Here is a 25,197-nt window from a genome sequence, read left to right as displayed (position 1 = left end):
AATTGAAACTTTGGGACAAAAACTACCACAAAAACATAGTTGAATATATTATTTATGCTCCTGGCGTTGGAGTGGCTCTGAATGCATTTACAGTCTTGTCCATAGCAACCTGTGCATCACTTCCCGAATCAAGAATCGTATTTTGAAGCGATTCTTTTTCTACCAATACTGTTGTTACGGTAAGCGGCTTTGATGCTTCGGTAGTCAACAAAGCGTCGACTTGCGCAGAGAAACAAGAATCACTTATCTTGGCATGAACCTCCGTGGCAACAACATGATTATTAGAAATATAATTTCCATTACCCGAAACAATACGTATGATTACAGGTGTTGCACCTACCGGCTTGATGTTCTGAGTATTAATTACTTCAGAAAAGTGATTAGCAATTACAGAATTATTATTGCCACTGATATAGAGGAGACCATACAAATCATCTAAACCATTGTCTATTCCCAGAAAAGGAGTCCAAGGTTCATGGTCACGTAAAAAGTGATTTGAAGAAACCAAGTTTTCCGAACAATTTTCCCTGAATACCACCATTCCTGGATAAAATGAATGAAGTCTATTATTTGTGATACTGGAGCGTGTCACACCATCAAAATAGATACTGCTCGCACCTCGTGGAAAAACATTATTCGCTGTAATCAAAAGTCCACCAAAATTTTGAGCGTAAATTGAATATCCTTTAAAACCGGCTCCTATCAAGTTATCGGTTATTTTTGAAGCCTGTCCCCAACCTCGTAGTTCTATACAGTTACCACATTCAGCTATGAAATTATCATGTATAGTCAGTGCATCTGCATGATATATAGTAATTCCATGTTCTAAATACACAAACCCCATGCCTGTAATCCGAAATGAGTCACAAGCACTTGCAACATAAATACCCGTTTTCCCGTTAGTGTATGTGTTTTCCGGATTTGTTTCTCCTGAACCATCTTCAATAAAATGCAAACCATCAATACAAAAGTCAGAAAACTCTACCGAACTTATTCGGGGATTTCCACTTCGTTCAACATAAAATGCAGCTCCTTTATATTCCTCGTCATTTACTTCTAGGGGAATATCTACGAGTATGCGACTTCCTCCAGGCCACAATTCATACAAATCCGCCCATTCATTCTCAGAAGTATTAAAACGAATACTCGAAGATGTAAACCCGTGTCCAGAACCCATAATTTTAAGATAACTGATGTCTATAACTACTTGACTGCCAAGATGATAATCTCCCGGTGGAATATAGATAACCGCACCCGGCTTTCCGCCTTTATTCACATCAGTGTCCGTTTGCCTACTTTTAATATCTGCTATAATGCTATTGATTACCTCACCAATATCCTCATACGGATTACCGACAGGCCACTCTGTTACGTCGTAATAATTTTTACTAGCCATAAATAAATTCTCCTATCAATTTAGTGTGTTTGTTCATAAACTACTTTTTCCTTGATATAGCTGGAAGTAAAGCCTTACGAATTCGTGCTTTTCCTGCAGCTTTTCTGATTATTTTCTCTCAGAAGGATTATTGCTTGACAAGAAAAATCAGTATTTTCCTAAAGACCATCAGATTCTTCATAAGACTTTATGAACTCACTCAATTCTTATCCACCTTGTGTCATTACCCAAATAATATCAAAGGAACGTGCCGCATCAATGATACGAACAACTAAAGCACTCAATAATACTGGCTGAAGCCATGTGGAGCTTCTTTGAATAGTAATCGAGACAATGGAGCTAGACCTGTTCTGGTTAGGTTCACTGTATTAGATAAATCAATTAACTAACTTCTAGTAAAATCATTTTTCGTTCCTAAATTTACAATGGAATATTCTGTGTTTCTGCGATCTAAGACCATTACATTTCGACTTTTATTAAAGGTCAGTAATAGTTTTTCATTTTCACCTTTGAAAAATTCTGTCGTAAACTTATTACCCTTTTGCATATCAAATTGGACTTCCATTTGTTGACTTCTGCCATCCATACTACTATTCTCGTAATCTCTACTTATGGTGAAGTTTTGAAACCCAACTTTATTTATTTAAATACGTTTCAATAGTATGATATGGCTTCTGTATAAGCTTTCCATCTATCACTGATAGATCTCTCGGTAGTGTCATGGAATTATTCCGTACCTATAGGGTACTTTTTACTGTTTATAGGAACTTTTTAAAACCTTATTGCGGTCTATGACAGCTACGATGTTATTGCACCTAATTTTGGTTCTAGGTAGTGTAAGGAGTTATGTGATTTCTTTCATTAGCCACAGGGAAATAAAAAAATTGGTAAACAAGAAGAGATCTTACGAATAAAAAGCTATCTCTCCTAAAATAACACCGATCTTTTAGAAAGAGACTGACTTATTTTTGCGAGTCAGTCTCCAGGTGATTAGTTGTGACATTTAGTCGTAGTATTTCCACATTTGTTGCAACGCTTTTTGTGTTGGTGATTATTATGCCTGTGTTCATCACAATCATCATTATGGTGGTCTTCTTCGTACTTATTGCCACGTTTTTTATGATGGTGACAATCCATCCTTGTCCCTATCACAATGTCTGTTACATTTCTACATGTCCTGATGGAATCCCCCATAGTTTAGGGGCATTTTTTATTCCTTCATTTTTTAACCTTGTTTTTTACATGATTAAACACAACAGTTGAATCCCAAACATTTAGTCCAAAGTATCCCTCTTTATAGGTTTGGTCGTTTTTGTCAATGACAAGCTTGCCATCTAAATAGGCCTTAATGCTTTCACCTGCGGTTACTACTTTGAGATGATAGCTTTTATTTGCTTCCAGTTTAAGCTTTCCATCATTGTTATAGGTGCCAAGGTCATGACCAACACCATTAACAAACTTGATTAATTTGACAACATTATGTTTTACATCAACATTGACAGCATACGCATTTTTCCCTTCTGAATCGGAACGAAAAACTAATGCACCTGCACCGACTAAGTTACCAACTCTATCTTTATTAGGATCATTTGGATGGGAGTCCGTATCAAGAATTTTTATGTCTGCTTCATACTTAAAATTGCCTCCCGCTTCATTCGATAAAATAAATGCATCCCCACTGCTTTGTCCCTGTTTTCCTGCAATTGTATCTGTCCACCTGCCATTTATTGTTTTCCAACCAGTTAAGGTTGATATAAATCCGCTTTTTTTCCAGATGCTCTTTAATGGATAGATATCCAAAGTTTTTAATGTTACATTTCCATCCTTACTATAAATCTTAACTCCTTTGCTTGTTGGACTAGGGAAGATTTGATCAGTAATAACTGTCTCTCCATTGTTGCCAAACACTTCAACAGCAGAACGATCGACAAAGATATGCATTTTCACTGTTCCATCTGACACAGATAGAGGACCTTCATGCATCTCTAAAACATCGCTGCCATAATCAAAAGAATCCGATTTCGTTCGGTCAACAAATAATTGCTTGTTCGCAACGTCATAGCCTATTTTTGTATACTCATCTGCAGAGCCTTTACGCACTTCAAATCCAAATTCAGTTGACTTTGTATTAGAGACATCAAATTCAGCAATCATTTCAAAAGCATCTCCCGAAAAATCATCTAAAAGATTGCTCTTATTTGAAATCACTTTATTTTTATAAGATACTTTCTTGCTCTTGTCACGAATTGAATTGATCGAAACCGGCGTTTGTTTTAAACGCACACCATCTTCCGTTTGAGTAAGCTCCATCTTACGAGGCAAGCTCATTGAACTTCTCCAAGATGATGTTGGTGTATTGTTGGCGTAGTGCCAGTTGCTCATCCAGCCAAGCCAATATTTCTCGCCATTCTCGCCCTGGGTTCCGCTCCATTCAACTGCAGCATAGTAGTCTGCTCCGTAATCAGTCCATAATACCTGATCAGACGGATTCTCATTTTTGAATGTTTTTCCGTCAAAACTGCCGACAAAATATTGCATACCAGACCCGCCAGCAGGGGCTCCATCATTTAAACTTACTTGCAGCACCCACTTTGTTTTTGTCGGATCGCCATCAATTGGCAATTCAACCAAAGCAGGACATTCCCAAATACCGCCGTTGCTGCCCTGTGTAGAAGGAATCCATTCACCTGAAACAGCCGTCCAGTCTGTAAGGGTTCCGCTCTGCTTAATTTCAGCTTCCATAGGTTCTTTTGCAACATTGTCAACTTCTGCAGGCATAGGGCCCTCATTATAAACATGAACATCATCTAAATTTATATGACCCCAGCCGCCTTCAGCTTGGTCAACCACTTTCATATAAAGCACTTCACCGATATAATCAGAAGCATCCCATACGTATTTGTTATATTTTTCATCATTAAATTTCGTATTTGCCTGACGAATTAATTCTTTATTATCAGAGGCTCTCACTAATGATACATAGCGATTGCTTATGTCATTGCCACCGCCTAATAAGAAATTAATTTCACCAGATCCACCCAGCTTAAAGTAAGAGGAATGCAGTTCACCTGTTGCATCGTCTCCACCCTGAAGATCTGAAAATCCCCATAAATGATAGTTTCCTTCATGGCCAAATGGACCGCCCCAATAGGATGCTGCATCTGTCACATGATCATTTGTAAATGCATTTCCTTTAATTATATTCCAACCAGTTAAATCATCTGTTTCGAAATCATGGTTTTTGATTTCCTTCTCATTTGTTATGATATTCTTATTTAGTTGAACATCTTGAAAATTCGTTGAGGAATTCCAAATGTTCAAGCCTACATATCCAGATGAAAATGTTGTGTCATTGATGTCATGAATGAGATCACCATCTACATATACTTTAATGTTTTCTCCATACGTACTAACCTTTAAATGGTATTTTTGGTCTGTATCAAGATTCATTGCTTTTTCAGTTAAGACTGAAATCTGTCCATTTTCAATTTTCATTAGCTTGACCACATCATTTAATGCATCAATATTTGCAACATAACCATTCTTTGCATCAGCATCTGCGCGGAAAACGAGTGCGCCTGCTCCATTTCCTTCTTTATCTCCAGAAATCATGAGATCTGCTTCATATAATAAGTCATCAGCCGTTTGACCGCTCATAATAAACGCATCGTCCGCAGAGCTCCCATTTTTCCCTGCTAACGTATCTTCCCATGAGCCATTTACGACCTTCCATTTTGACAGGTTCGTCACAAAATTTGATTTATTAGTAAATTCAACATTTCTAAAAGCTGCTGTAGAATTCCAAGCAGATAAACCATAGTAACCGCTTTCGAAAGTTGGATCATTTGCTTCAATAACAAACTGATCGTTTACAGCAACTTTGATTTGGTCCCCATTGGTATCTATCTTTACTTGATAAGTCGTTGAGGTTTTTAGAGTTATTTGTTTGCGAGCAATTTCTTTCGAAATACCATCTACATTTTTACTTAATGTGACAACATCATTTTTTGCATCCAGGTTGGCCACATATCCATTCTTCGCATCCTTGTCAGCGCGAAAAACAAGACCGCCAGCGCCTTCTCTCCCATTCTTTTTGTTAAGGGTGATATCGCCATTATAGCTAAAAGATCCGCCTGCTTGCGAAGACATCGCATAAGAGGTGCGATCAAGACTATTTGCCTGGATCCCGCCATCTGGACCAAATTCACTGGCAAACTCCCAGTCTTTTAAATTCGGTGACGTATAAAACATGACCTTATTTTTTGCTGCTAATGACATGACCCACTGGCTTGTATCTTCATGCCAAAATACCTTCGGATCTCGCCAATCAGGTATCGGAGGATTAGGCATAACAGGATTGCCTTCATACTTTTTCCATGTTCTGCCTTTATCAAGGCTGTAGGCAAGACTTTGGACTTGGCCTTTTTCCCCTGAATGAGTAAAGATGGCAACCATTGCTTCCTTTCCAAACCCTGCTGTATTGTTCCAATCGATCACAGCGCTTCCTGAGAAAATGTCACCGTTTTCATCAGGTGATAAGGCAATCGGCAAATGCTTCCAATATACAAGATCTTTACTTACTGCATGACCCCAATGCATCGGTCCCCATGTGGTCCCATAAGGATGATACTGATAAAACAAATGATATTCACCGTCATAATAAACCATTCCATTTGGATCATTCATCCAGTTTGCTTCAGGGGAAAAATGAAATTGATTACGAAAAGGTTCTTGATAATACCCAGAATCCTCTGCAGCAGAAACACTTGTAAACGGACAACCAAGAACAGTTAAACTGATTAGAAGCGCAGAAATCTTCCTTTTTATAGACATTTTCATATAAACTCCTTTATCATTAAAATAACAAGGTGAAGTTCATGCTGCACTGCTTCCTCTTAAACGGTCTAATAATACGGCTGCTACAATCACGCCGCCTTTTACAACCAACTGCCAATAATAATTCACATCCATTAGTGTTAACCCATTACTGATAACACCCATAATTAAAACCCCGATGATCGTTCCTTGTATTCTGCCTTTTCCTCCAGTTAAACTTGTTCCGCCTAAGATAACTGCAGCAATGGCATCTAATTCATACATTTGCCCTGCAGTCGGCTGGCCGGAATACAATCTTCCAGCTAATACGACACCGCCTAAGCCAGCTAATAAGCCGCTAATGGAATAAACATTAATTAATGCCTTTTCAACCTTGATTCCTGTTAATCGTGCTGCTTCTTCATTTCCGCCGATTGCATAAATATGGCGGCCAAACATTGTATACTTAAGGACAAAAAACATCACGCCATACACCAAAAGCATGATATAGATCGGGGTAGGCACTCCAAAAATAGCCCCGCCGCCAATGAATTTAAAGGTTTCATTTTGCAAAACAATTGGATAGCCGCCACTTATGACATATGCAAGACCGCGAACATATGTAAAGCTTCCTAATGTTACGATAAATGATGGCAATTTCGTTTTTGCTGTAAAAAAGCCATTGATTAGACCTACTGCATAACCTACTGCTGCACCTGATAACATCGCAAGTATCGGGTTAACTCCTGCAGCAGAAACCATAACTGAGATAACACCAGATAAAGCAACTGTAGAACCAACTGATAAATCGATTCCGCCTGTTAAAATAACAATTGTCATTCCTGCAGCTAATATCGCAATAATGGAAACCTGCTTTAATACATTTAACATATTGGCAGTATCTAAAAAGTTTGGTGCTGTGAATGAAAGGACAACACATAATAGTAATAGAATCATAATCATCCCTAAACGATTCCATAGACCATGAAGGATATTTCCTACTTGCAGGCTTTGTGGTGGTGAAGCTGATTGAATATTTTCCTTCATTTTCCTTTACTCCCCTCTAGTAGCTAAATACATAATTTTTTCTTGTGTCGCTTCTTCACTCGAAAGTTCCCCAGTTAATCTTCCTTCGCTCATGACAAGGATCCTATCACTAATTCCTAATATTTCCGGCAGTTCAGATGAAATCACCAATACGGCTAAGCCTTCATCCGCAAGCTTTGAGACAATTTTGTGTATTTCAGTCTTTGCCCCGATATCAACCCCTCGCGTTGGTTCATCTAGCAGTAAAACCTTCGGCGCAATGGATAGCCATTTAGCGATAACTACCTTTTGTTGATTACCGCCGCTAAGGTTCGAAATCTGCTGTTCAGGTGAGGCAATTTTTATATTAAGGTCTTTTATAAACTGATCAGCACTCGCATTAACCTGTTTCCAACGGACTATTCCTGACTTTGAATGCTTTTTTAATTCTGCCATTAATAGATTTTCTTTTACTGACATCGATAAAAATAAACCTTGTTCTTTCCTGCTTTCGGGCACATGGGCGATTCCATTTGCAATCGCATCAATAGGCGATTTTATGATGACAGGCTTGCCATCTACGTAGATTTCTCCGCTTTTCAGCTCCGATGCACCAAATAGCGCCCTAACCAGCTCTGTTCGACCTGCCCCTACCAGTCCTGCTAAACCAACAATTTCACCAGGGTAAATGCTAAATGAAACACCTTTTACAATCGTATGATCTGAAATATTCTTCAACTGTAGAACAGGGGCAACCGGATATGTGCTTGTTGACTCAGCTGCTTTCGTTCGATTAAATAAATCTTTTAAATCACGACCTACCATTAGCTTTACGAGATGGTTAGGATTTGTCTCTTCAATCGGCCCGCTTGCAATCCACTCACCATCGCGTAATACAGTGAATCGATTTGAAATCTTAAAGATTTCGTCCATCCTATGTGAAATATAAACGATCGCAACTCCCTGCCTTTTCAAATCCTCAATAATTTGAAACAGCTTCGTAATCTCTTTATCTGTCAATGAGGCTGTAGGTTCATCCATGATCAGCACCTCTGCCTTAAAGGATAATGCTCGTGCAATCTCGACCATTTGCTGTTGTGCGACACTCAAGGTTGAAACAAGTTGCCGGGGGTTCAGGTTAGATCCCATTGAATCCAGCACCATTTGTGCACGTTCATGTACCTCATCCCATTTGACCATTCCTAAGCGATTTCTCGGAAAGGTTGAACCCATTAAAATATTTTCACTGATTGTAAGATTAGGAGATAAATTTAACTCCTGGTGGATCACACTTATCCCTCTATTCCTTGCATCAACCGGATCCTTCCATGATATTGGCTGACCCTTTAAATAGATCTTCCCGCCGTCTTGATCAGGAGAAAAGATTCCTGCAAGGATTTTCATAAAGGTTGATTTCCCGGCGCCGTTTTCTCCCATTAATGCGTGTACTTCACCAGGATAGAGCTCTATTCTCACATTTTTTAACACCTTTATACTTGAGAATGTTTTACTTATCCCTTCCATATTCAGTACCGGCATTTTCATCATGTTTTGTTTTTTTGATAACAACTCTTTAACAGCCATAAGTCAATCCCACCTTTTACTTATTTGAAAGGGGCTGAGTAAGGGGATGGACACTTATCAGCCTCATTCATCAGGGAGGCTTACCAACCCTTGTAAGAATCTAATGTATCTTGAGTAACTAGCTCAACAGGTACTTTAATAAGCTCTTCAACGTCTTCACCATTTTTCACCTTCATGCCAATTTCAACTGCTTTTTTCACCATTTCACTTGGTGATTGAGCAGAAGTGGCCATAATGGAGCTTCCTTCTTTAGACATTGCTTCTGTCGCTTCAGGAGCACCATCAACACCTACAATGAAAAACTCATCTTTTCTTCCCGCTTGCTCTTGAGCAATTTCCACTCCGATTGCTTCAGGGTCATTGATCGCAAATACAGCGTCAATTGAGCCAGATGGATTCGCTTGCAAAATGCTTTCCATAACGGATAATGCTTTTTCACGGTTACCTTCACCATTTTGCTTAGCAACTACTTTAATTCCAGATTGTTTAATCACATCCTCAAATCCTTGAATACGATCTGTTACAGCTGAAACTGGCGGTCCATCGATTATAACAATGTTTCCTTTTCCATTTAATTGTTCAACTACATATTCACCAGCAAGCTGACCTGCTTGGTAGTTATCTGATGTAACCGTTGCATCAACACCGCCCTCAGCATTTGTATCAACTGCAATGACTGGAATGCCGGCATCCTTCGCTTGTTGAACGGCTGCAGCAATCCCCTTCGAATCAACTGCATTTAATAAAATCACATCGACCTTTTTGGTAATAAAGTTTTCAATTTGCGAGGTTTGTTTTGCAAGATCATATTCGGCGCTTTCGACAAGAACCTCTGCGCCTAATTCTTTCCCGGCTTCTTCAGCACCCTTTCCCATGGCAACGAAAAATGGATTTGCCATAGTACCTACTGTTAATCCGATTGTTAATTTATCGTCACCGTTTTCTTGTCCATCGCTGCCACTTGAAGATTCACTTGCACTGGTGCATGCAGTCATTAAAGCCATTACAAGGATTGAAACTAGCACAAATAAAGTTTTTACATTCTTTTTCATTGTGAGCCCCCCAGGAATTCATTTAATTAATAAAAAACGATTTTCATAGCAAGAAAAATATTGAAGATTACAATTGTAAGCGCCTACAAATATGTGCTGCATCACCTCCCTTAAGACGTTCTATTATGAGTCATTTTCCTTAAAAGATGTGCATAAATCATTTTGATTAATCTTGTTGATAGGAACTTCTATTTGTTAGCATCGACATCGTTCCTCTGAATTAGGATGTTGGAATGTCCTGCTCATATTTCCAATTTTTCATCCACCCGAGCCATAAAAGGCGGTCCATAGGACTTTACTTCGATCACAAATAAACTGATAAGAGTTGAGGCTAATAATGATAGATTCAACGCCTCAATTCGTTCCTTTCATATTTAGCAGCTGATTAAACCACATTTGACATAAGTAATAAATTGTATAGGCTGTGAAACTTCCAATGAATAAAATGGTAACTGGATAAAAATAGAACAGAGCAATCCCTGCTCCTACAATGATCAATAATAGAACAGTTAAGACCGGGTTCATAAGTGAAAAAAGAAAGGCATTTCGAATCACGTGCTTCCAGCTTAGTTCAAAATGGACCATAATCGGAAATAGATAAATAGAGGTCGAACTAAAAAGCAAAATGCCAATGGCTAGGATGATAGAAAGAATGAGCTGTACAACAGAAGTTCCTGGATAAATAAGACGATAATCTAAAAATAAAAAGACGGCCAACAAAATCCAAAATATGGATATTATTAAACTTTGTTTAAAATTCTCCTTAAACATTTTCAAAAAGCTCTTTAAAATATCGTCCGTTTCCTTTTGTAAGATTCGGTTACGGACAACGCCAGACATGGCTGCTGTTGCAGGAAAAAAGGTAACCAGGGGGAGCGACGCAATAACCCATAGTAAATTTAAAAGAAATAAATCTACGATCGTATTTAATGCTGAATATAATCTATTATTTAAACTATTCATCCTGTCACTCTCCCTTTTACCATTTCACTGCTTTATCTCCACGCGGATTTTAACGTATAAAGCTCTAACGAATTCAACTTAACTTTTCCATTTTTTGCATAAAGCTCAATTTGCTTACTTTCTTGATTTGGGAAGATTAAGTCTGTAAGAACCGACACTCCATCGTTTCCGAATAATTCTACAGACGACTGATCCACTAAAACATGTAAGGTGATCTTATTATTCTCTGGCAGTAATTTGCTCTCATGTTTTCCACCGAAGTCCTCATGGAAAACAGCCTCTCCCGAATGGGTTCGATCTACAAATAAGGTTTGGTTTTCTAGGTTATATCCAATAATCGTTTCTTCATTGGTACCCTTGCAAACCTTGAATCCAAATTCCTTGGCCTCTCCAATTTCAAACCCGGCAATGATTTCGAATGTGTTACTTTTTACATTTGCCAAAAGATTTTGACCCGGTACTACTATTTCGTTTTCTATTACTATCTTTTCATGACGAAGACTCTGTAATTCACGAATCGGCTTTTGTACGATCCGGACCCCTTCTTCTGTTTTCTTCAACTCTAATACTCTAGGAATGGTCATCGCACTTCGCCATTCTTTTGTAGGGGTAACATTGGCATAACGCCAGTTACTCATCCAGCCAACATAAATTCTTCTGCCGTCTTCAGCAGATACATCGGACCAGCTGACACCCGCATAATTATCACGTCCATAGTCAATCCACAGAGCCGTTTCTGGGGTGTAATCATTAATAAATGATTTACCATCAAACTCTCCAATAAAATATTGAGTTCTAGATCCTTCTGGATATTCTGGATTATCGCCTATGCTGACAAATAATACCCACTTTTTCTGATCAACATCTCCATTGATTGGTAATTGAAAAAGATCGGGACACTCCCAAACTCCTAAATGTGAGCCATGCCCTTGTCCAAACTCACTCGCAAACTCCCATGAAATTAAATTCTTTGAAGAATAAATTCTAACTGTTTGACCTGCAGCTACCACCATAATCCATTGATTGGTTTCATGGTGCCAGAACACTTTTGGATCACGAAAATCAGTAATACTTTCTTCCTGGAGAACTGGGTTTCCCTCATATTTTCTCCATGTACGTCCGTTATCTTTACTAAAGGCAACACTCTGCCTTTGTCTTGGACGATCAGAATCAGGGTATGTATCCGCATGGGTAAAAATCGCTACTAACCCTGATTTTCCTTCAAAGAAACCACTAGTGTCGTTCCAATCTACGACGGCACTTCCCGAGAAAATTGCCCCATGCTCATCCGGAGCCAAAGCAATCGGGAGGTGTTCCCAGTGAACAAGATCTTTACTTACCGCATGTCCCCAATGCATCGGACCCCATGTGTTTCCATTGGGATGATATTGATAAAATAAATGATATTCCCCGTTAAAAAACACCATCCCATTCGGGTCATTCATCCAGTTTCTCTCTGGGGTGAAGTGATACTGCGGACGGTATTTTTCTGTATAATATTTTTGTTTTTCCAAGAGGTTTTTCATTTACGTTCTTCCTTTCTCAGGAATTCTTTTTTTAAAAACTTTTCAACTTGATCCTTTGTTGGAATGCTGGGAATACCACCTTTTCCTTCTGTCGTTAATGCACCTGCTGCATTAGCGAAAGTGACCATTTCTTCAAAGTCTGCTCCCGTTAAATCATCTAAAGGTTTATTCCTTTCAAGGATTTGATACAATACTCCGCCAACAAAAGCATCCCCTGCTCCTGTTGTATCAACAACGTTTACATCGTATCCTTCTTTTCGGCCATATACATGTCTGCTTCGATAAAAACAGCCTTCTGGACCTAGAGTTATAAATATAACAGCTGTTCCATATTGTTCCTGTAAAACGTCCGTTCCTTTTACCACATCACGATAACCAGTTAAAAATTCCAGCTCTTCCTTTGAAATTTTCACAATGTCTGCATATTCAAATCCCTTTAAAATCTGCCGCTTCGCTTCATCAAGTGACCTCCATAAAGGAATTCGCAAATTAGGATCATAAGAAATGATAACCTTGTGCTTTTTTGCATATTTCAATGCAGTAAAAGTAGCTTTAGCTGCAGGTTCATTCGTTAATGATAAGGAACCGAAATGAAAGATACGGGATTGTTTAATCGTATCCACATCAATTTCATCTTTCTCCAGCATGATATCGGCTCCTGGATTACGGTAAAAACTAAAGGAACGATCCCCTTTTTCATCTAGATGAACAAAAGCCAGTGTAGTATTGACAGTTTCCGAGACCAAAAGATTGCTTGTATCAATCTTTTGGTCTTTCAGGACACACTTGAGCAGATGACCAAATTGATCATTGCCCACTTTTCCAATAAACGCCGTTTTCTTATTTAATCTGGAAAGTGCCGCAAGGACATTGGCCGGCGCCCCGCCAGGGTTGGTTTCAAATAATACATGCCCCTTTTCTGAATAACCGTAGGGGGTAAAATCAATTAATACTTCGCCTAAAGCCGTGACATCAAACATGTACATCATCCCATTTTTTATTTTTTCAAAGAAAAGCCAGATAGTTAAGGAGGTCTGGCTTAATATCAGGATTATTGTTTGTTATAGCGGTCTAATCCTTTTTGATAAACTTTCATTAATTTATCGAGTCCCATATCATTTAATTGCTTCACATACGAATCCCATTCTTTCTCAATTCCGCCCTCGATCAGCCATTGCGCTTCTTTCTGTTTAACAAATGCTTTAATTTCAGGTTCAATCGTATTAATCACTTCCAGTTCTTCAGGGCTAAAGAAGATGGATGGGTAATTTTCCTGTACCATATGAGGTCTGTAATACTGATCAAGAATTTGTAATCTTTCCTTCGCTCTTGGTTCCATGTCTACCACTTTTCCAAAGTGGTCTTTTAGAACGGCAAACGGACCGCCTGGAGCAACCTTTTGACGCAATTCACCCATAGCCACGCCAACAGGGAGTTCTTTATTGACTAACATGCCATTTGCATCTTCCTCGTAAATGTCACCGATTGGTCCCCAGTTAATTTGCGCAGACATTTTTGGCTCATACAATTGGTCAACCCAACGCATCGTAATCTCAGGATTTTTATTCGCCGAGGTAATGACAAAAGCATCTCTACCATACTCGGAATAATTGGAACGTCCAATGACGATTTTTCCATCTTTCCCTTTCAATGGAGGCATTACGACGTAGTCTTTCACCCGATCAGCACCCACTACTTCCGTATTTTCCCACCAAATGAATGAGCCTAGTGTTGGATCCTGTGTTTTCCCTTTTGCAAATAGCTGCTCAGTCTTTTGCGTTACAACCTCAGGGTCAATTAATCCTTCTTTTACCCAGCCGTTATAATATATAATTGCTTCTTTAAACTCCGGCTGAACCGCTGCATAGATTACTTTTCCATCTCTCACAACACGGTGATCCGCTTCAAAAGGTGCATCCGGCAGGCCAAATAATCCAATTAAATCTCCTTCATTACCGCACCAGCCGTTATACCAGAAAGTAAGACCAATTTCGTCTTGCTTTCCATTTCCATTCGGATCTTTTTCCTTAAATGCTTTTAACACATCATGGTATTCTTCTAATGTCGTTGGCATTTCAAGGCCAAGTTTATCCAACCATGTTTTATTAATGAACATTATGTTAGGCATTCCGATAAGATCCATTTCTTCCGCACGTGGCAGGGAATATATATGTCCGTCAGGTGCGGTTACAATTTTTTTCAAATCGGGTCTTTGTTCGAACAGCTTCTTCAAATTAGGAGCATATTTGTCAATTAAATCCTCTAAAGGTATAATCGTTCCGTTTTGGCCATATTGGACAAGGTCGTGATCACTAAATCCAGAAGCATAAAACGCATCTGGCAGGTCACCGCTTGCCAGCATTAAATTTTTCTTTTCTTGATATCCATCGCCAGGGATATTATTCCACTTGATTTTTACGTTCGTTGCTTCTTGAAGTCTTTCAAAAATGACCATTTCTGAATAGTCAGGTGCTAAGGGTGCCTTTGGTGAAACAATGTTTAACGTAACTTCTTTGTCAACAATCGGTAAGCCTGTTTCGTTAAAGGCAGCCTTTTCTGCTTTATCTGTGTTAGCGGATTTGTTGTTAGAGCATCCTGCCAATGCCAATGAGGCACTTAACCCAAATACCAATGCCATGGAAACCTTCTTTTTGTTACCCTTCATTCTTTTCTTCATCGATTTAAGCATTGATTTTCCCCCTCGTTTAATAAAAGTTTTCTATTAACCTTTAATTCCGCCGATCATAACACCTTTCACAAAATACTTTTGGACAAATGGATATACGATTAAAAGCGGAATAGAAGCTACAATAATCACACCGTATTTAATTAACTCTGAGACTCTTTGCTTTGCAGCCAATGATTCCAGGTCACTAATCATCATCGTGGATGCTTCATTTTGAATTAAAATGTTTCGTAATATTAATTGAAGTGGATATAAATTTTCATTATTTAAGTAGATTAATGCATCAAAGTAAGAATTCCAGTGTCCAACTGCATAGAATAACACCATTACTGCGACAATTGGTTTGGATAGCGGCAGGACAATCTTCCAGAAAAACTTGACATCGGAACAGCCGTCCATTTTGGCAGCTTCTAGCAGCTCGTTAGGAATGGAAGTTTCAAAAAAGGTTTTCGCTACAATCACATTCCATACAGCAACAGCCTTCGGTAAGATTAACGCCCACATTGTATTAAGTAAGCCTAAATTTTTTACTACAAGATAAGTAGGGATTAACCCGCCTGAGAAAAACATCGTCATTAGAAACAAGAACATAATCACATTTCTTCCATATAAATCTTTTCTGGATAAGGCATAGGCTGCCATTAAGGTAAAGGAAACATTTACGATTGTTCCACCAACTGTATAGACGATAGAATTCTTATAACCCAGCCATATCTTGCTATCTCGAAAGATCCGATCATATCCCTCGAAGGTAATTTCTTTCGGCAGCAGCCATACCTTGCCTTCGTAAATCATATTGGGATCACTAAAGGAAGCAATAACAATAAAGTACAAAGGATAAACTACCAATATTAAGATGATTGCAACTAGGAAGAAATTAATAATATCAAACACTTTATCTTCCTTTGACCTTCTTGTAATTTTCTTATTTTTCAAAGCTAGTAAACTCATTTTTACTGCACCTCCCTTACCATAAGCCTGTACCAGATAATTTCTTAGCGAACTTATTGACTGCCACTAATAAAATTAAGTTAATCACTGAATTGAACAAACCAACTGCAGCAGCAAAACTATATTGCGCCTGCTGTAAACCCATCTTATAAACATAGGTTGGGATAATTTCTGCTGCCGGCTGGTTCATCGGTGTTTGCAAAAGGTAGGCCTTTTCAAATCCAATATTCATAATGTTACCCACTGATAAAATTAATAGAATAACTGCCGTTGGCATAATGGCTGGAATATCAACATGAAAGATCCGCTGCCACTTATTTGCTCCATCCATCACTGCAGCTTCATGCAGCTCTGGACTGACTCCTGCTAACGCTGCCAGATAAATAATGGCAGCCCATCCGGTCTCTTGCCAAACACCAGAAGCAATATATAATGGTTTAAACCATTCCGGTTTTGCCATAAATGATATCGGATCTCCGCCGAAGATCAGGATTAAGTTATTAATAAGGCCATTGTTTGAAAAGAAAACATAGATCATACCAGCCAATACAACCACTGAGATAAAATGTGGTGCATAAACCACGGTCTGAACAAAACGTTTGTATTTTTCACTCCTAATTTGGTTTAACATAAGAGCAAGAAAAATCGGAAGCGGGAAACCAATGATTAATTGAGTAACGCTAAGACCAAGCGTGTTTTTGATAAGGATCCAAAATTGATAGGAATCAAAAAATCGATCAAAGTGTTTAAATCCAACCCACGGACTTCCAAAAATCCCTTTTGTTGCTACAAAATCTTTAAAAGCAATTAATACTCCATACATCGGGACATAATGGAATACAATAAAATAAATTAATGCAGGTAAAAGAAATAAGTAAAGCTGATAATTACTCAAGATTTTTCTTAACTTTGCTCTTTTTTTACTTTGGATAGGTAAATCGATCACATGATTTGTCTTCCTTGTCACTTCCATATCTTTACCTCACTTTCATTTAACTTTAGGTTAATATATAACTAAGATTTGATAGATCCCTTGTTTGCGTTTCAATTGAAACGTTTCCAAATAAAGAAAAAAATTTTTAAAAATTCAATTGAAACGTTTCCAATTAAAGCTAAAAAATTTTCCGGTTCCAATTGAAACGTTTCCAATTAAAGAAGAAAGATTTGAACAGTTATGTCGTTTCTCCTTCTCTGTACATGACCGGGATTCGATAAATCTCATGTTCTAACCTCTCTCCTTCAACCTTTCTTAATAGAAGTTTCACAGACATTCTGGCCATCTCTTCGACCGGCTGTCGAATCGTTGATAGAATCGGGTGAAACAGCTTATTATCTTGAATTCCATCATAACCAATTACTTTTACATCCTCGGGAGTTCGTATTCCATATTGTTTAGCTTTATCAATATATTTGGCGGCTAGTAAATCAGTATTAGCAAATACGCCGGAAACATTAAGATGTTCTTTTATTTTAAAGAAATCTCCGAAAAATTTATCATCATTATAAACAGCATCATTCTCCTCATAAATGATATATTCAATCCCTTGAGCATTTGCTTCCTCGATAAATCCTTTTTTCCTGAGTTCGACCTCACTGTAGACAGAACTAGTGATTCCCAGATACGCCGCTTTTTTTGCTCCTGCCTTTACAAGTTCTTTTAAGGCAATGCGGCCGCCAATATAGTTATCTGAAGTTACACATGTGATTTTTTTCCCAAAGTGACGGTCAATGCTGATAATCGGAATATCGGTGTTCACGCTATCCTCGATGTCATTATAAGTAATTCCAATAATCCCTGCTACCTTATTCTGGTTGAGCATATCGAAATAATGAAGCTCTTTATCAGGTCTTCCTCCACTATTGCAAAGCATCAATTTATAACCTTCCCGATCAAGCTCATCTTCGATATAATAGGCCAGTTCCGAGAAAAACGGATGCCAAATACTAGGGAGTAATAACGCAACCATTGTTGATTTTTGCATTTTAAAGTTTCTTGCAACTTCATTAGGTGTGTAATTTAATTGTTTGATCGCAGCATTCACTTTCTCCCGTGTTTCGTTCCTTACATTCGGATGATTGTTAATGACTCGTGAAACAGTGCCAACTCCAACTCCTGCCAGGTCTGCAACATCTTTTAAACTTGGCACTACAACTACCTCCAATATTAAAGCGATTTCATAAATTTATGATATCACTAGTTTGGAAACGTTTCAACGGTTTTTTAAAATTAATATTTATAAAATGGGTGAGGATATTCTCCTTAACCATTTTCCCTATCGGACATGCTATTTTGAACCTTTGGCCGCCCCTCTGCCGCATCACTAAGATTAGAATTGTAAATACGACCTACATTTTTTTCCTCAACTATATCTCCGTCTACCAAGAACTTATGCACCTACACTCAATCGATGTAATTGTTCTTCAACAGGAATTTCCGTTCCGGAGACACCTACGACTCCAATCGAGAGACTAGAGAGTTTCTCCGTGGTCCCTTTACGGAAAGTCTGTTCAATCCTCATCTTATATTCCGAAAATTCCTCGTTCTCTGATAAGTTAGCATCCCAAACCTATATTTCAGGACCGGCAACGCTGACGGACGTAACTTCAGTGAAGTTTCCATCCCCATTAACCCATCTTGCTATTATGCGACCATCAAGGAGCATAATGGCACTGATTGCCGGAAAATTGCTATCCAACCAGAAAATCCCTTGAAAAGATCTTCATCCGATTCATCATCAAAAGATGAAAAACTGGAAAATTCAGTTTGATGACTATGAATTTTTAAAATCACCATTTTTTTACGTTTCGCTTCACCAATCAAAGCCTGTAAAATTTCCGTTGACCAAGTCACCCGTCTGCCTCACGTACAGAACAAGCATGTTCGATTTAGACAATTAAATATTCTGAAAACTAAAGGAGGAAAAACAACAATAATGAAAAAATTATTCACTAAGCGTCCAGAAACCATTGATTTTAGGACCTTTTTATTCTAGTGGTTCACCGGAATACGTTTCCGCCAAAAAGAAGCTAAATGAACTATTTAAGCAGCACCAACAAAATAGCATCAACAACCGCTGTACGATTACCGCTTATTCCCTCGCTATTAATCCACAAACTTATTCGATATTCATTTTCTTTTAGCAGCTAGCTGGCTGTGTCGTTCTTGTGGGGTTCTTTGATAAGAAATTAGCCGAGAACGGCGTTATAAGCCTTGCCGCTATATTATCTTGAGCCTTGAAAATTGGCTTTCATGCTGTCGCTTTCATCTCTATTCTTGTTCTCATTTCTAAATTAGGGATGTTCTTATAACTCACATAAATATTGAGGTCAGTAAAAGAAAAAGGGGAAAAGGAGCAAGTTTTAACTTCCCCTAACCCTATAAAGTTAGGGTGTGAGTTACTTTTTTACGTATAGGGGGCCAGAGCAAAAAACGAGAATTTTGTATGTTAAGCAAAGTTAAGGACTTAAAAAAGCTGATTCCTCACCTTATTTTAAGGAATCAGCTTTTTATATTTATTAAACAGATTCGTATACCTCATTTTTTTCTTCTTTAGTCCTTTGCTGTCTTTTATAAACAAATTTAGATAAGCTGATACTACTTTCATATAAGAGTAATAAAGGTATAACCACCAGAATATCTGATAGAAAATCTGGAGGCGTAATCAAAATTGAAACGAAGAATAACAGAAAGTATGCATATTTCCTATTTTTTTGCAAACGATATGGATTTATAATTCCTAAACTTGTTAAAAACATAATGACAACGGGAATTTCAAACAGAACTCCAAAAGGCAAAGTCATGTGAAGCAAAAATTGGAAATATTTCTCCGTTGTAAAGAAAGTAGTAAACATATCATTAGATAGCGACATTAAAAAATTTAGTACAAGAGGAAATAGAATAAAGTAACCAAAACTAATTCCTAATATGAATAGAATAAATAGTCCTGGAATATAAGCAATGGTAACTCTGCGTTCTTTTGGTGTTAAAGCTGGACGTACATACAACCAAGCTTGGTGCGCAGCAACTGGTATAGTAGCTGTTATAGCAACAACGCTTGCAATCATTAAATAAACGAGTAAGATATCACTCGGTCCTAACAGAGCCAGTTTAAATGGCAAGTCTTTAACTAACACATAATAAAAATCTTGGACATATATAAATGCTAGGACTAAAGACAGCAGAAAGACAACTAAAGTGATAATAATGCGTTTACGTAATTCCTCAAAGTGCTGAACTAAGCGCATGTTTTGATCTTCCAACCTAATCACTCCATGAAAAAGAAGATGTAAGACAGAACCTACATCTCCTATTATTTTTTGGTTAGTTATTCTTTCTTATTAGATGTTTCTGAATTTGAATCATCTGTTACAAGATCTCTGGTAGACTTTTTAAATTCCCTTAATGTTGAGCCAAAAGCTCTTCCGATTTCCGGTAACTTAGAAGGTCCGAAAATAATAAGGGCGATGATTAAAATTAGTATTAATCCTGGCCCGCCAATATTTTGAAGCATAATTTCCCCTCCTAATTTTTTGAAATTCATTAGACGCTTATAATCATTTTTAGAATAGCTTCAGCAAAAAAAGTCGTTTAAATCAATATTCTTACCGAGTTTTTTAAATCCTTGATTAATTTTAATTACAGTTGAGAATTTCGGGCGAATCGTTGCCGTACCCCAAATAGAGTAATAGCAGAGCAATAAATTACCAAACGATTGTTGTATTCGAATTAGCTTTATCTACCTCTAACGATGACGCAGAATGAACAATACGTGTATCCACACATGAACCATTGACTACAACTTTTCGATTCGAAGAAATACCATAAATCTTGGTATTAGTCACCCAGTTTCCATTACCACCCATAATTAGGATACGAGTGTTATTTTCTGGTTGAGCAGAATTGATAGTTGAAGCTGTGATATGATTATCATTTCCATTAACATGAATCAGTCCATAAAGACCATCACGCCCAATAGGGTCACTTTTCCAGTTACCTGCACCATCTCTAAGCGCTTGTACTTTTCCAGAAAATAAATTTCCATTTCCTTTAATAATAACAGCACCAGTGTAGTAGCTTTGGATATTATTCCCTGTAAACGTACAATCATTGGCTCCTATAGCTTCTAAACATACATGTCCATCAGGATAGATGTTGTTACCTACAATATTTGCCCAGTTAGGATTTTCTAAAAACACACTTTTTCCTAACGGTTGTGTTCCAAAGTAGTTATTAGCTACTAATAATTGCTGAGAAGCACCGACCGAAAGAAGTCCATTACGAACTTCTGAAATCCAACAGCCTCTTACTGTGCATGCGTCAGCTCCATTTAATCGTAAACCAGTATCTACGTTGATTGTTGAAACACCAATAATACGAACTGCATCATTATCTTGGTCGATATTAACAGCAATTTGACCTTTATCTGTTCCACGACCTTGAATCAAAAAGCTTTCCAGTTGAATCGAAGATACTCGTGGTGCTCCAACGCGTCTTTCAGAAACGATAGCTGTTTGACAGTTATTACCTAATACAAGTTTACTTCCTCCACCTGGATGAGTTAAACCTGTTTGTTCTTCGGGGTCGATATTCGAACGTGTACCTGCATTAACGCCTCTGATTGTCACATAAGAGCGATTAATTTTAATTGGAGAATGAATCCACATTTCTCCTGCTGGTAATTCAATGACTCCTCCAGATGGAGGCATATTATTAATAAGATTATTAATAATTGGTGCGTTGTCAAAATTGGGGTTATTTAACTGTGCTCCATGATCTACTGGGTAATAGATCGTTTCGTTGGCAGCGCTTACCTTTGTTGCCTTAAAAGGAAAACCACTTAAAAATGTTAAGAAAAAAACAGATAATCCTACTACAATGTTCCGTCGTTCTTTTGAATATGACCTTTCAATAGATATATTTGTTTCCATATTATCTCCCCCCTAAGGAATTTACGTATTTTCAAAACTTTTATAAGAAATAGGCTATAAAATACTTGATAGAGGGCTTTTATAAGCAAAAAAATTGCCACCCCCTGCCACATGCATCCCTTGAAGGAAAAGTACCCGTAGTAAACCAAAAATTACAAGGGCTTCCTACCATGCCACCACGTTGTACAAGCTTATAGAGTTAGCCTTACAATGGATGATCGAGCAACGGGTAGACTAACTATTTGTTTAGCAGACCTCTTGAACTAAATCAGCAATCGGCGTTAGCGAACTCTAGACAAACCGAACTTACCAATGGTTTAAAATGGAAAAACAATGACTTATTTGGCATGTCTTCTTTTTGTTCCCTTCGCCTTTGATATCCTTCTGTTAAACCATTGCGGAGCGATTACGTAGGATCACCACCTAAATAGTGGATAAGTTCTTGATACTTATTTAGTTTTCATAGAACTTTTGACACTACCGGAATTTAATTAATATGAACGATTTTCATAGCAAGACAAATATTGAAGATTGAATTTGTTAACGCTTACAAAACTGTTATTGATCACCCCCTTAAGACGTTCTATTATGAGTCATTTTCCTTAAAGATGTGAGTGAATCATTTTGATTAATCTTGTTGATAGGAGTTTCTATTAGTTAGTGGTTTCAAAGAAGTGGTAAGTAGAAACGGTGATTTTTTGTGGTTGAATACTCTGTTAAAACTGATTAAATTTGGATTTTCTTGATTGAATTTGATTATATTATGCTTTTCGAAGACTGTCAATATATTGGAGGAATTAAATAAATTATATTGTTAAAGGTTAACTATTCTCCCTATTTATAACTAATTACTTTTTTAAATCCCTTAGCGTTTTTAAACTTATTAAACTTTCATTCTGTCGTTTTCAAAAAACATTTTATAAAAAACTTTTTTTGTGAATCTCATTGTAAAGGTAAAAATTTTTAAAAGATTATTTGATAAGAATTGCAATGATAAGAGTCTTAATTTTTGAAGCCGGTGCAAAAGCAAACGCCATTTGTTTGAGTATTTCAGAAACCGCCAAAAGTAACGGCATTGATTTTTATGAATACATAAAGAAGCTTTTGACGGATCTACCGAATCTCGGCATTCATCAAAACCCCGAAATACTAGATCAATACATGCCCTGGTCAAAAATGATTCAGTTAGAATGTACTAAATAAATGAAACAGCTGTAATTCGATTAAAAAAATCAGAATTTACGGCTGTTTGTGATGCGGACCGAAAGGTGCGCTTTTTTTATATTTCGGGCTTACAGATGAAGTAAGTCTTTTATCAAAAATAACAATATCAAGATCAGAAGTTTCTGTTGCCTCTCCTCTAACTACACTTCCTGCTAATAAAGCCCCTTGGCAATTTGAAAAGTGCTTATCGATAAATTGTTTCGCTGCTGCTAATGGATCTTGCCTTTCGACCATTCATTTCACCTCAAACAATCTTTTAAATGCCTGTATAAATTGGTCAAAAAGTTTCTGAGAAATTGTCTGCTTATGTTATTGCAAAAAAGTCCCAGTTTGTAAAAGCATTATTTCATTTAAATATACTTCTTAATTAATAATCTTTAATTTATCAACTACTAGATAGAAGCTACTAGTGAATCTATGTAAAAGGAGGTGTGATAAAGTATGAATCCATCATTGGCCTGGAAGTTAAGAAAGGAAACAGCCAAGTTCAACCTTTTACCTCCGGTTCCTAATATTTAGAGCTTTAGGCTCATAAAGTTCGACTTGAAATTAAAGGTTTATTGCTTCGGTAATTCGGTAAAGCTCTGGACAAAAAACTCCCGAAACTTACGTTCCGCCAGGGACATATAGCGCCCTTCAAGCCATGCGATTTGGTAGGTACGCTGACAAATAGGATTATCGATAGGCACTAAATGAATTGACGTCTCTATTTTTTCAATTAAGGTTTCCGGCATAAAAGCAATACCAATTCCCATACGGATGAAATGACCTACTGCAGAATGTTCGTCGACTTCACATATAATATTCGGAGTAAATCCTGCTTTTTGACAAAATTCATCCGTCATTTCTCGGAATGGATTCCCTTGCTTTATACAAATAAAAGGATCATCAGCCACTTCACTCAAGTCTATGTTGCTCCGATTAGCAAATCGATGTGTATGAGGAACAGCTAGTAAGATTTTTTCAGTGAGAAAGGACAATCCCTCTATCCCCGTCTGCTCAATGGGAGGGAAAGTGATACAAAAATCGATATCTCCATTTCGGAGCTGTTGCACCTTTTCCCTCTCTGAAGCCTGAGTGATTTGAAGTTTGACATCAGGGTGCAAGGCTATAAAAGAACCTATTACATCAGAAAAGCATTTATGAGTTGTTGTTGCTAAAAATACACGCCCTCTTTCCACTCCCGCAAGATCTTCAACTTCTCTACGGCCCTCTTCAAGCAACATGAGTGCCATTTCTACTTTCTTCAAATACACTTTTCCGAATGAGTTGAGTCGAATGTTCCTTCCTTTGCGATCAAATAACGGTACACCCAAATCCTCTTCCAACCTAGCGATGGTTTTGCTGAGAGCAGGCTGCGCAATGCGAAGCTCTTGCGCAGCCTTTGTCATATGCTCCAACTTAGCGACTTTTAGAAAATAATGCAGTTGCAGCAGTTCCATGCTCGTCACTCCTTCATTCATATACTCGAGTATATATATAGATATATTAATATGTCTTTTTATTTATTAATAATCAATTATAGAATAAAACATGTAAGCAATAAAAGCTTGCAAAGATTTTAGAGGATTATACTGTTTTGATTATGAGTATTATTGATTAACTACTTCCAGTTTTGGGAGAGCATTTTTAAAAAGAAAATATAGGGAGTAAAAGATCATAACTATAGAGAGGAAGTGTAACCTTTGAAACTAAACCATATCAATCTAACGGTCACTGACGTTAACGCTGCTCGAGAGTTCTTGGAGAAATATTTCGACCTACAAACCAAGAGCACGCATGGTGATTCATTCGCTGTACTGTTAGACGAAGATGGATTATTGCTCGCTTTGATGAAAGGTACTCATGTCAGTTACCCAAAGTCCTTTCATATAGGTTTTTCGCAGGAGAGCGAAGAACGGGTGAACGAGATCTATCAACACTTGAAAAATGATGGATTTGATGTAAAACCGCCAAAAAGGGCTCATCGCTGGACATTTTATGTTAAAGCCCCGGGCGGATTTACCATCGAGGTTCTTAGTTGAATGAAGACATAAATATCGTTCA

19 protein-coding genes and 3 pseudogenes are annotated in these 25,197 nt (G+C 37.7%); 2 read left to right on the top strand and 20 right to left on the bottom strand.

The annotated features are described in order from the left end of the window. Positions 1–52: 52 nt before the first annotated feature. The 18 genes and pseudogenes from ACSVDH_RS03895 to ACSVDH_RS03810 form a co-directional block, all read right to left on the bottom strand. Positions 53–1,396, bottom strand: coding sequence for a NosD domain-containing protein (locus ACSVDH_RS03895; protein ID WP_439248508.1), 1,344 nt, complete (start codon positions 1,394–1,396; stop codon positions 53–55). 385 nt (positions 1,397–1,781) lie between these two features. Continuing rightward, on the bottom strand, positions 1,782–1,982 hold the full coding sequence (locus tag ACSVDH_RS03890) for a hypothetical protein (protein ID WP_518617474.1): 201 nt from the start codon (positions 1,980–1,982) through the stop codon (positions 1,782–1,784). A 632-nt stretch (positions 1,983–2,614) separates the two neighbouring features. Continuing rightward, positions 2,615–5,146, bottom strand: a complete 2,532-nt coding sequence (locus ACSVDH_RS03885; RefSeq protein WP_518618273.1) for a GH32 C-terminal domain-containing protein — start codon at positions 5,144–5,146, stop codon at positions 2,615–2,617. Positions 5,147–5,176: 30 nt separating this feature from the next. Beyond that, positions 5,177–6,223 (bottom strand): annotated as a pseudogene (locus tag ACSVDH_RS03880) (glycoside hydrolase family 32 protein); the annotation flags it as partial. A 48-nt stretch (positions 6,224–6,271) separates the two neighbouring features. Further along, the gene (locus ACSVDH_RS03875; protein WP_518617472.1) at positions 6,272–7,258 is read right to left on the bottom strand and encodes an ABC transporter permease subunit; all 987 of its coding nucleotides are present in this window, start codon (positions 7,256–7,258) and stop codon (positions 6,272–6,274) included. 6 nt (positions 7,259–7,264) lie between these two features. Next, positions 7,265–8,821, bottom strand: coding sequence for a sugar ABC transporter ATP-binding protein (locus ACSVDH_RS03870; protein ID WP_439253842.1), 1,557 nt, complete (start codon positions 8,819–8,821; stop codon positions 7,265–7,267). A gap of 80 nt (positions 8,822–8,901) precedes the next feature. Continuing rightward, positions 8,902–9,873, bottom strand: a complete 972-nt coding sequence (locus ACSVDH_RS03865; protein ID WP_518617469.1) for a substrate-binding domain-containing protein — start codon at positions 9,871–9,873, stop codon at positions 8,902–8,904. Positions 9,874–10,227: 354 nt separating this feature from the next. Then, on the bottom strand, positions 10,228–10,836 hold the full coding sequence (locus ACSVDH_RS03860) for a YesL family protein (protein WP_439253807.1): 609 nt from the start codon (positions 10,834–10,836) through the stop codon (positions 10,228–10,230). Between the two features lie 32 nt (positions 10,837–10,868). Continuing rightward, positions 10,869–12,362 (bottom strand): glycoside hydrolase family 32 protein, encoded by a 1,494-nt coding sequence (locus ACSVDH_RS03855; RefSeq protein ID WP_439253808.1) that lies wholly within the window; start codon positions 12,360–12,362, stop codon positions 10,869–10,871. After that, positions 12,359–13,342: a PfkB family carbohydrate kinase gene (locus tag ACSVDH_RS03850; protein ID WP_439253810.1), complete on the bottom strand. Its 984-nt coding sequence runs from the start codon at positions 13,340–13,342 to the stop codon at positions 12,359–12,361. The genes ACSVDH_RS03855 and ACSVDH_RS03850 overlap by 4 nt, the downstream gene beginning before the upstream one ends. A 71-nt stretch (positions 13,343–13,413) precedes the next feature. After that, positions 13,414–15,051 (bottom strand): ABC transporter substrate-binding protein, encoded by a 1,638-nt coding sequence (locus ACSVDH_RS03845; protein ID WP_439253811.1) that lies wholly within the window; start codon positions 15,049–15,051, stop codon positions 13,414–13,416. Positions 15,052–15,084: 33 nt separating this feature from the next. Further along, the gene (locus ACSVDH_RS03840; RefSeq protein WP_439253813.1) at positions 15,085–15,999 is read right to left on the bottom strand and encodes a carbohydrate ABC transporter permease; all 915 of its coding nucleotides are present in this window, start codon (positions 15,997–15,999) and stop codon (positions 15,085–15,087) included. Between the two features lie 16 nt (positions 16,000–16,015). After that, entirely contained in the window at positions 16,016–16,972 is a 957-nt protein-coding gene (locus tag ACSVDH_RS03835; protein WP_052737699.1) for an ABC transporter permease, read from the bottom strand. A gap of 199 nt (positions 16,973–17,171) precedes the next feature. Next, positions 17,172–18,146 carry a LacI family DNA-binding transcriptional regulator gene (locus ACSVDH_RS03830; protein ID WP_439253814.1) on the bottom strand — a complete coding sequence of 325 codons (975 nt, stop codon included), beginning with the start codon at positions 18,144–18,146 and terminating at the stop codon, positions 17,172–17,174. 494 nt (positions 18,147–18,640) lie between these two features. Beyond that, entirely contained in the window at positions 18,641–18,850 is a 210-nt protein-coding gene (locus ACSVDH_RS03825) for a hypothetical protein (protein ID WP_439253817.1), read from the bottom strand. Positions 18,851–19,515: 665 nt separating this feature from the next. Beyond that, positions 19,516–20,259 (bottom strand): twin-arginine translocase subunit TatC, encoded by a 744-nt coding sequence (tatC, locus tag ACSVDH_RS03820; protein ID WP_439253818.1) that lies wholly within the window; start codon positions 20,257–20,259, stop codon positions 19,516–19,518. Between the two features lie 65 nt (positions 20,260–20,324). Further along, entirely contained in the window at positions 20,325–20,510 is a 186-nt protein-coding gene (gene tatA / locus ACSVDH_RS03815) for a twin-arginine translocase TatA/TatE family subunit (RefSeq protein WP_046514233.1), read from the bottom strand. Positions 20,511–20,700: 190 nt separating this feature from the next. Next, positions 20,701–21,927 carry a NosD domain-containing protein gene (locus ACSVDH_RS03810; RefSeq protein WP_439253819.1) on the bottom strand — a complete coding sequence of 409 codons (1,227 nt, stop codon included), beginning with the start codon at positions 21,925–21,927 and terminating at the stop codon, positions 20,701–20,703. A gap of 1,005 nt (positions 21,928–22,932) precedes the next feature. Here ACSVDH_RS03810 and ACSVDH_RS03805 point away from each other — a divergent pair. Beyond that, positions 22,933–23,130: pseudogene (locus ACSVDH_RS03805) on the top strand (transposase domain-containing protein); the annotation flags it as partial. A gap of 93 nt (positions 23,131–23,223) precedes the next feature. On the opposite strand, the pseudogene ACSVDH_RS03800 reads toward ACSVDH_RS03805, so the two are convergent. Both ACSVDH_RS03800 and ACSVDH_RS03795 read right to left on the bottom strand, forming a co-directional pair. Next, positions 23,224–23,385, bottom strand: a pseudogene (locus tag ACSVDH_RS03800) (nucleotidyltransferase domain-containing protein); the annotation flags it as partial. 323 nt (positions 23,386–23,708) lie between these two features. Next, positions 23,709–24,593 (bottom strand): LysR family transcriptional regulator, encoded by an 885-nt coding sequence (locus tag ACSVDH_RS03795; RefSeq protein ID WP_439253821.1) that lies wholly within the window; start codon positions 24,591–24,593, stop codon positions 23,709–23,711. A 243-nt stretch (positions 24,594–24,836) separates the two neighbouring features. Here ACSVDH_RS03795 and ACSVDH_RS03790 point away from each other — a divergent pair, with 243 nt between their 5' ends. After that, positions 24,837–25,175: a VOC family protein gene (locus tag ACSVDH_RS03790; protein WP_439253822.1), complete on the top strand. Its 339-nt coding sequence runs from the start codon at positions 24,837–24,839 to the stop codon at positions 25,173–25,175. Positions 25,176–25,197: the final 22 nt, after the last annotated feature.

Source organism: Metabacillus sp. Hm71, assembly GCF_051842955.2.
In the GTDB taxonomy this organism is placed as follows: domain Bacteria; phylum Bacillota; class Bacilli; order Bacillales; family Bacillaceae; genus Metabacillus.
The sequence above is the reverse complement of the archived record's forward strand: the minus strand, read 5'-3'. Positions and strand labels throughout refer to the sequence as shown.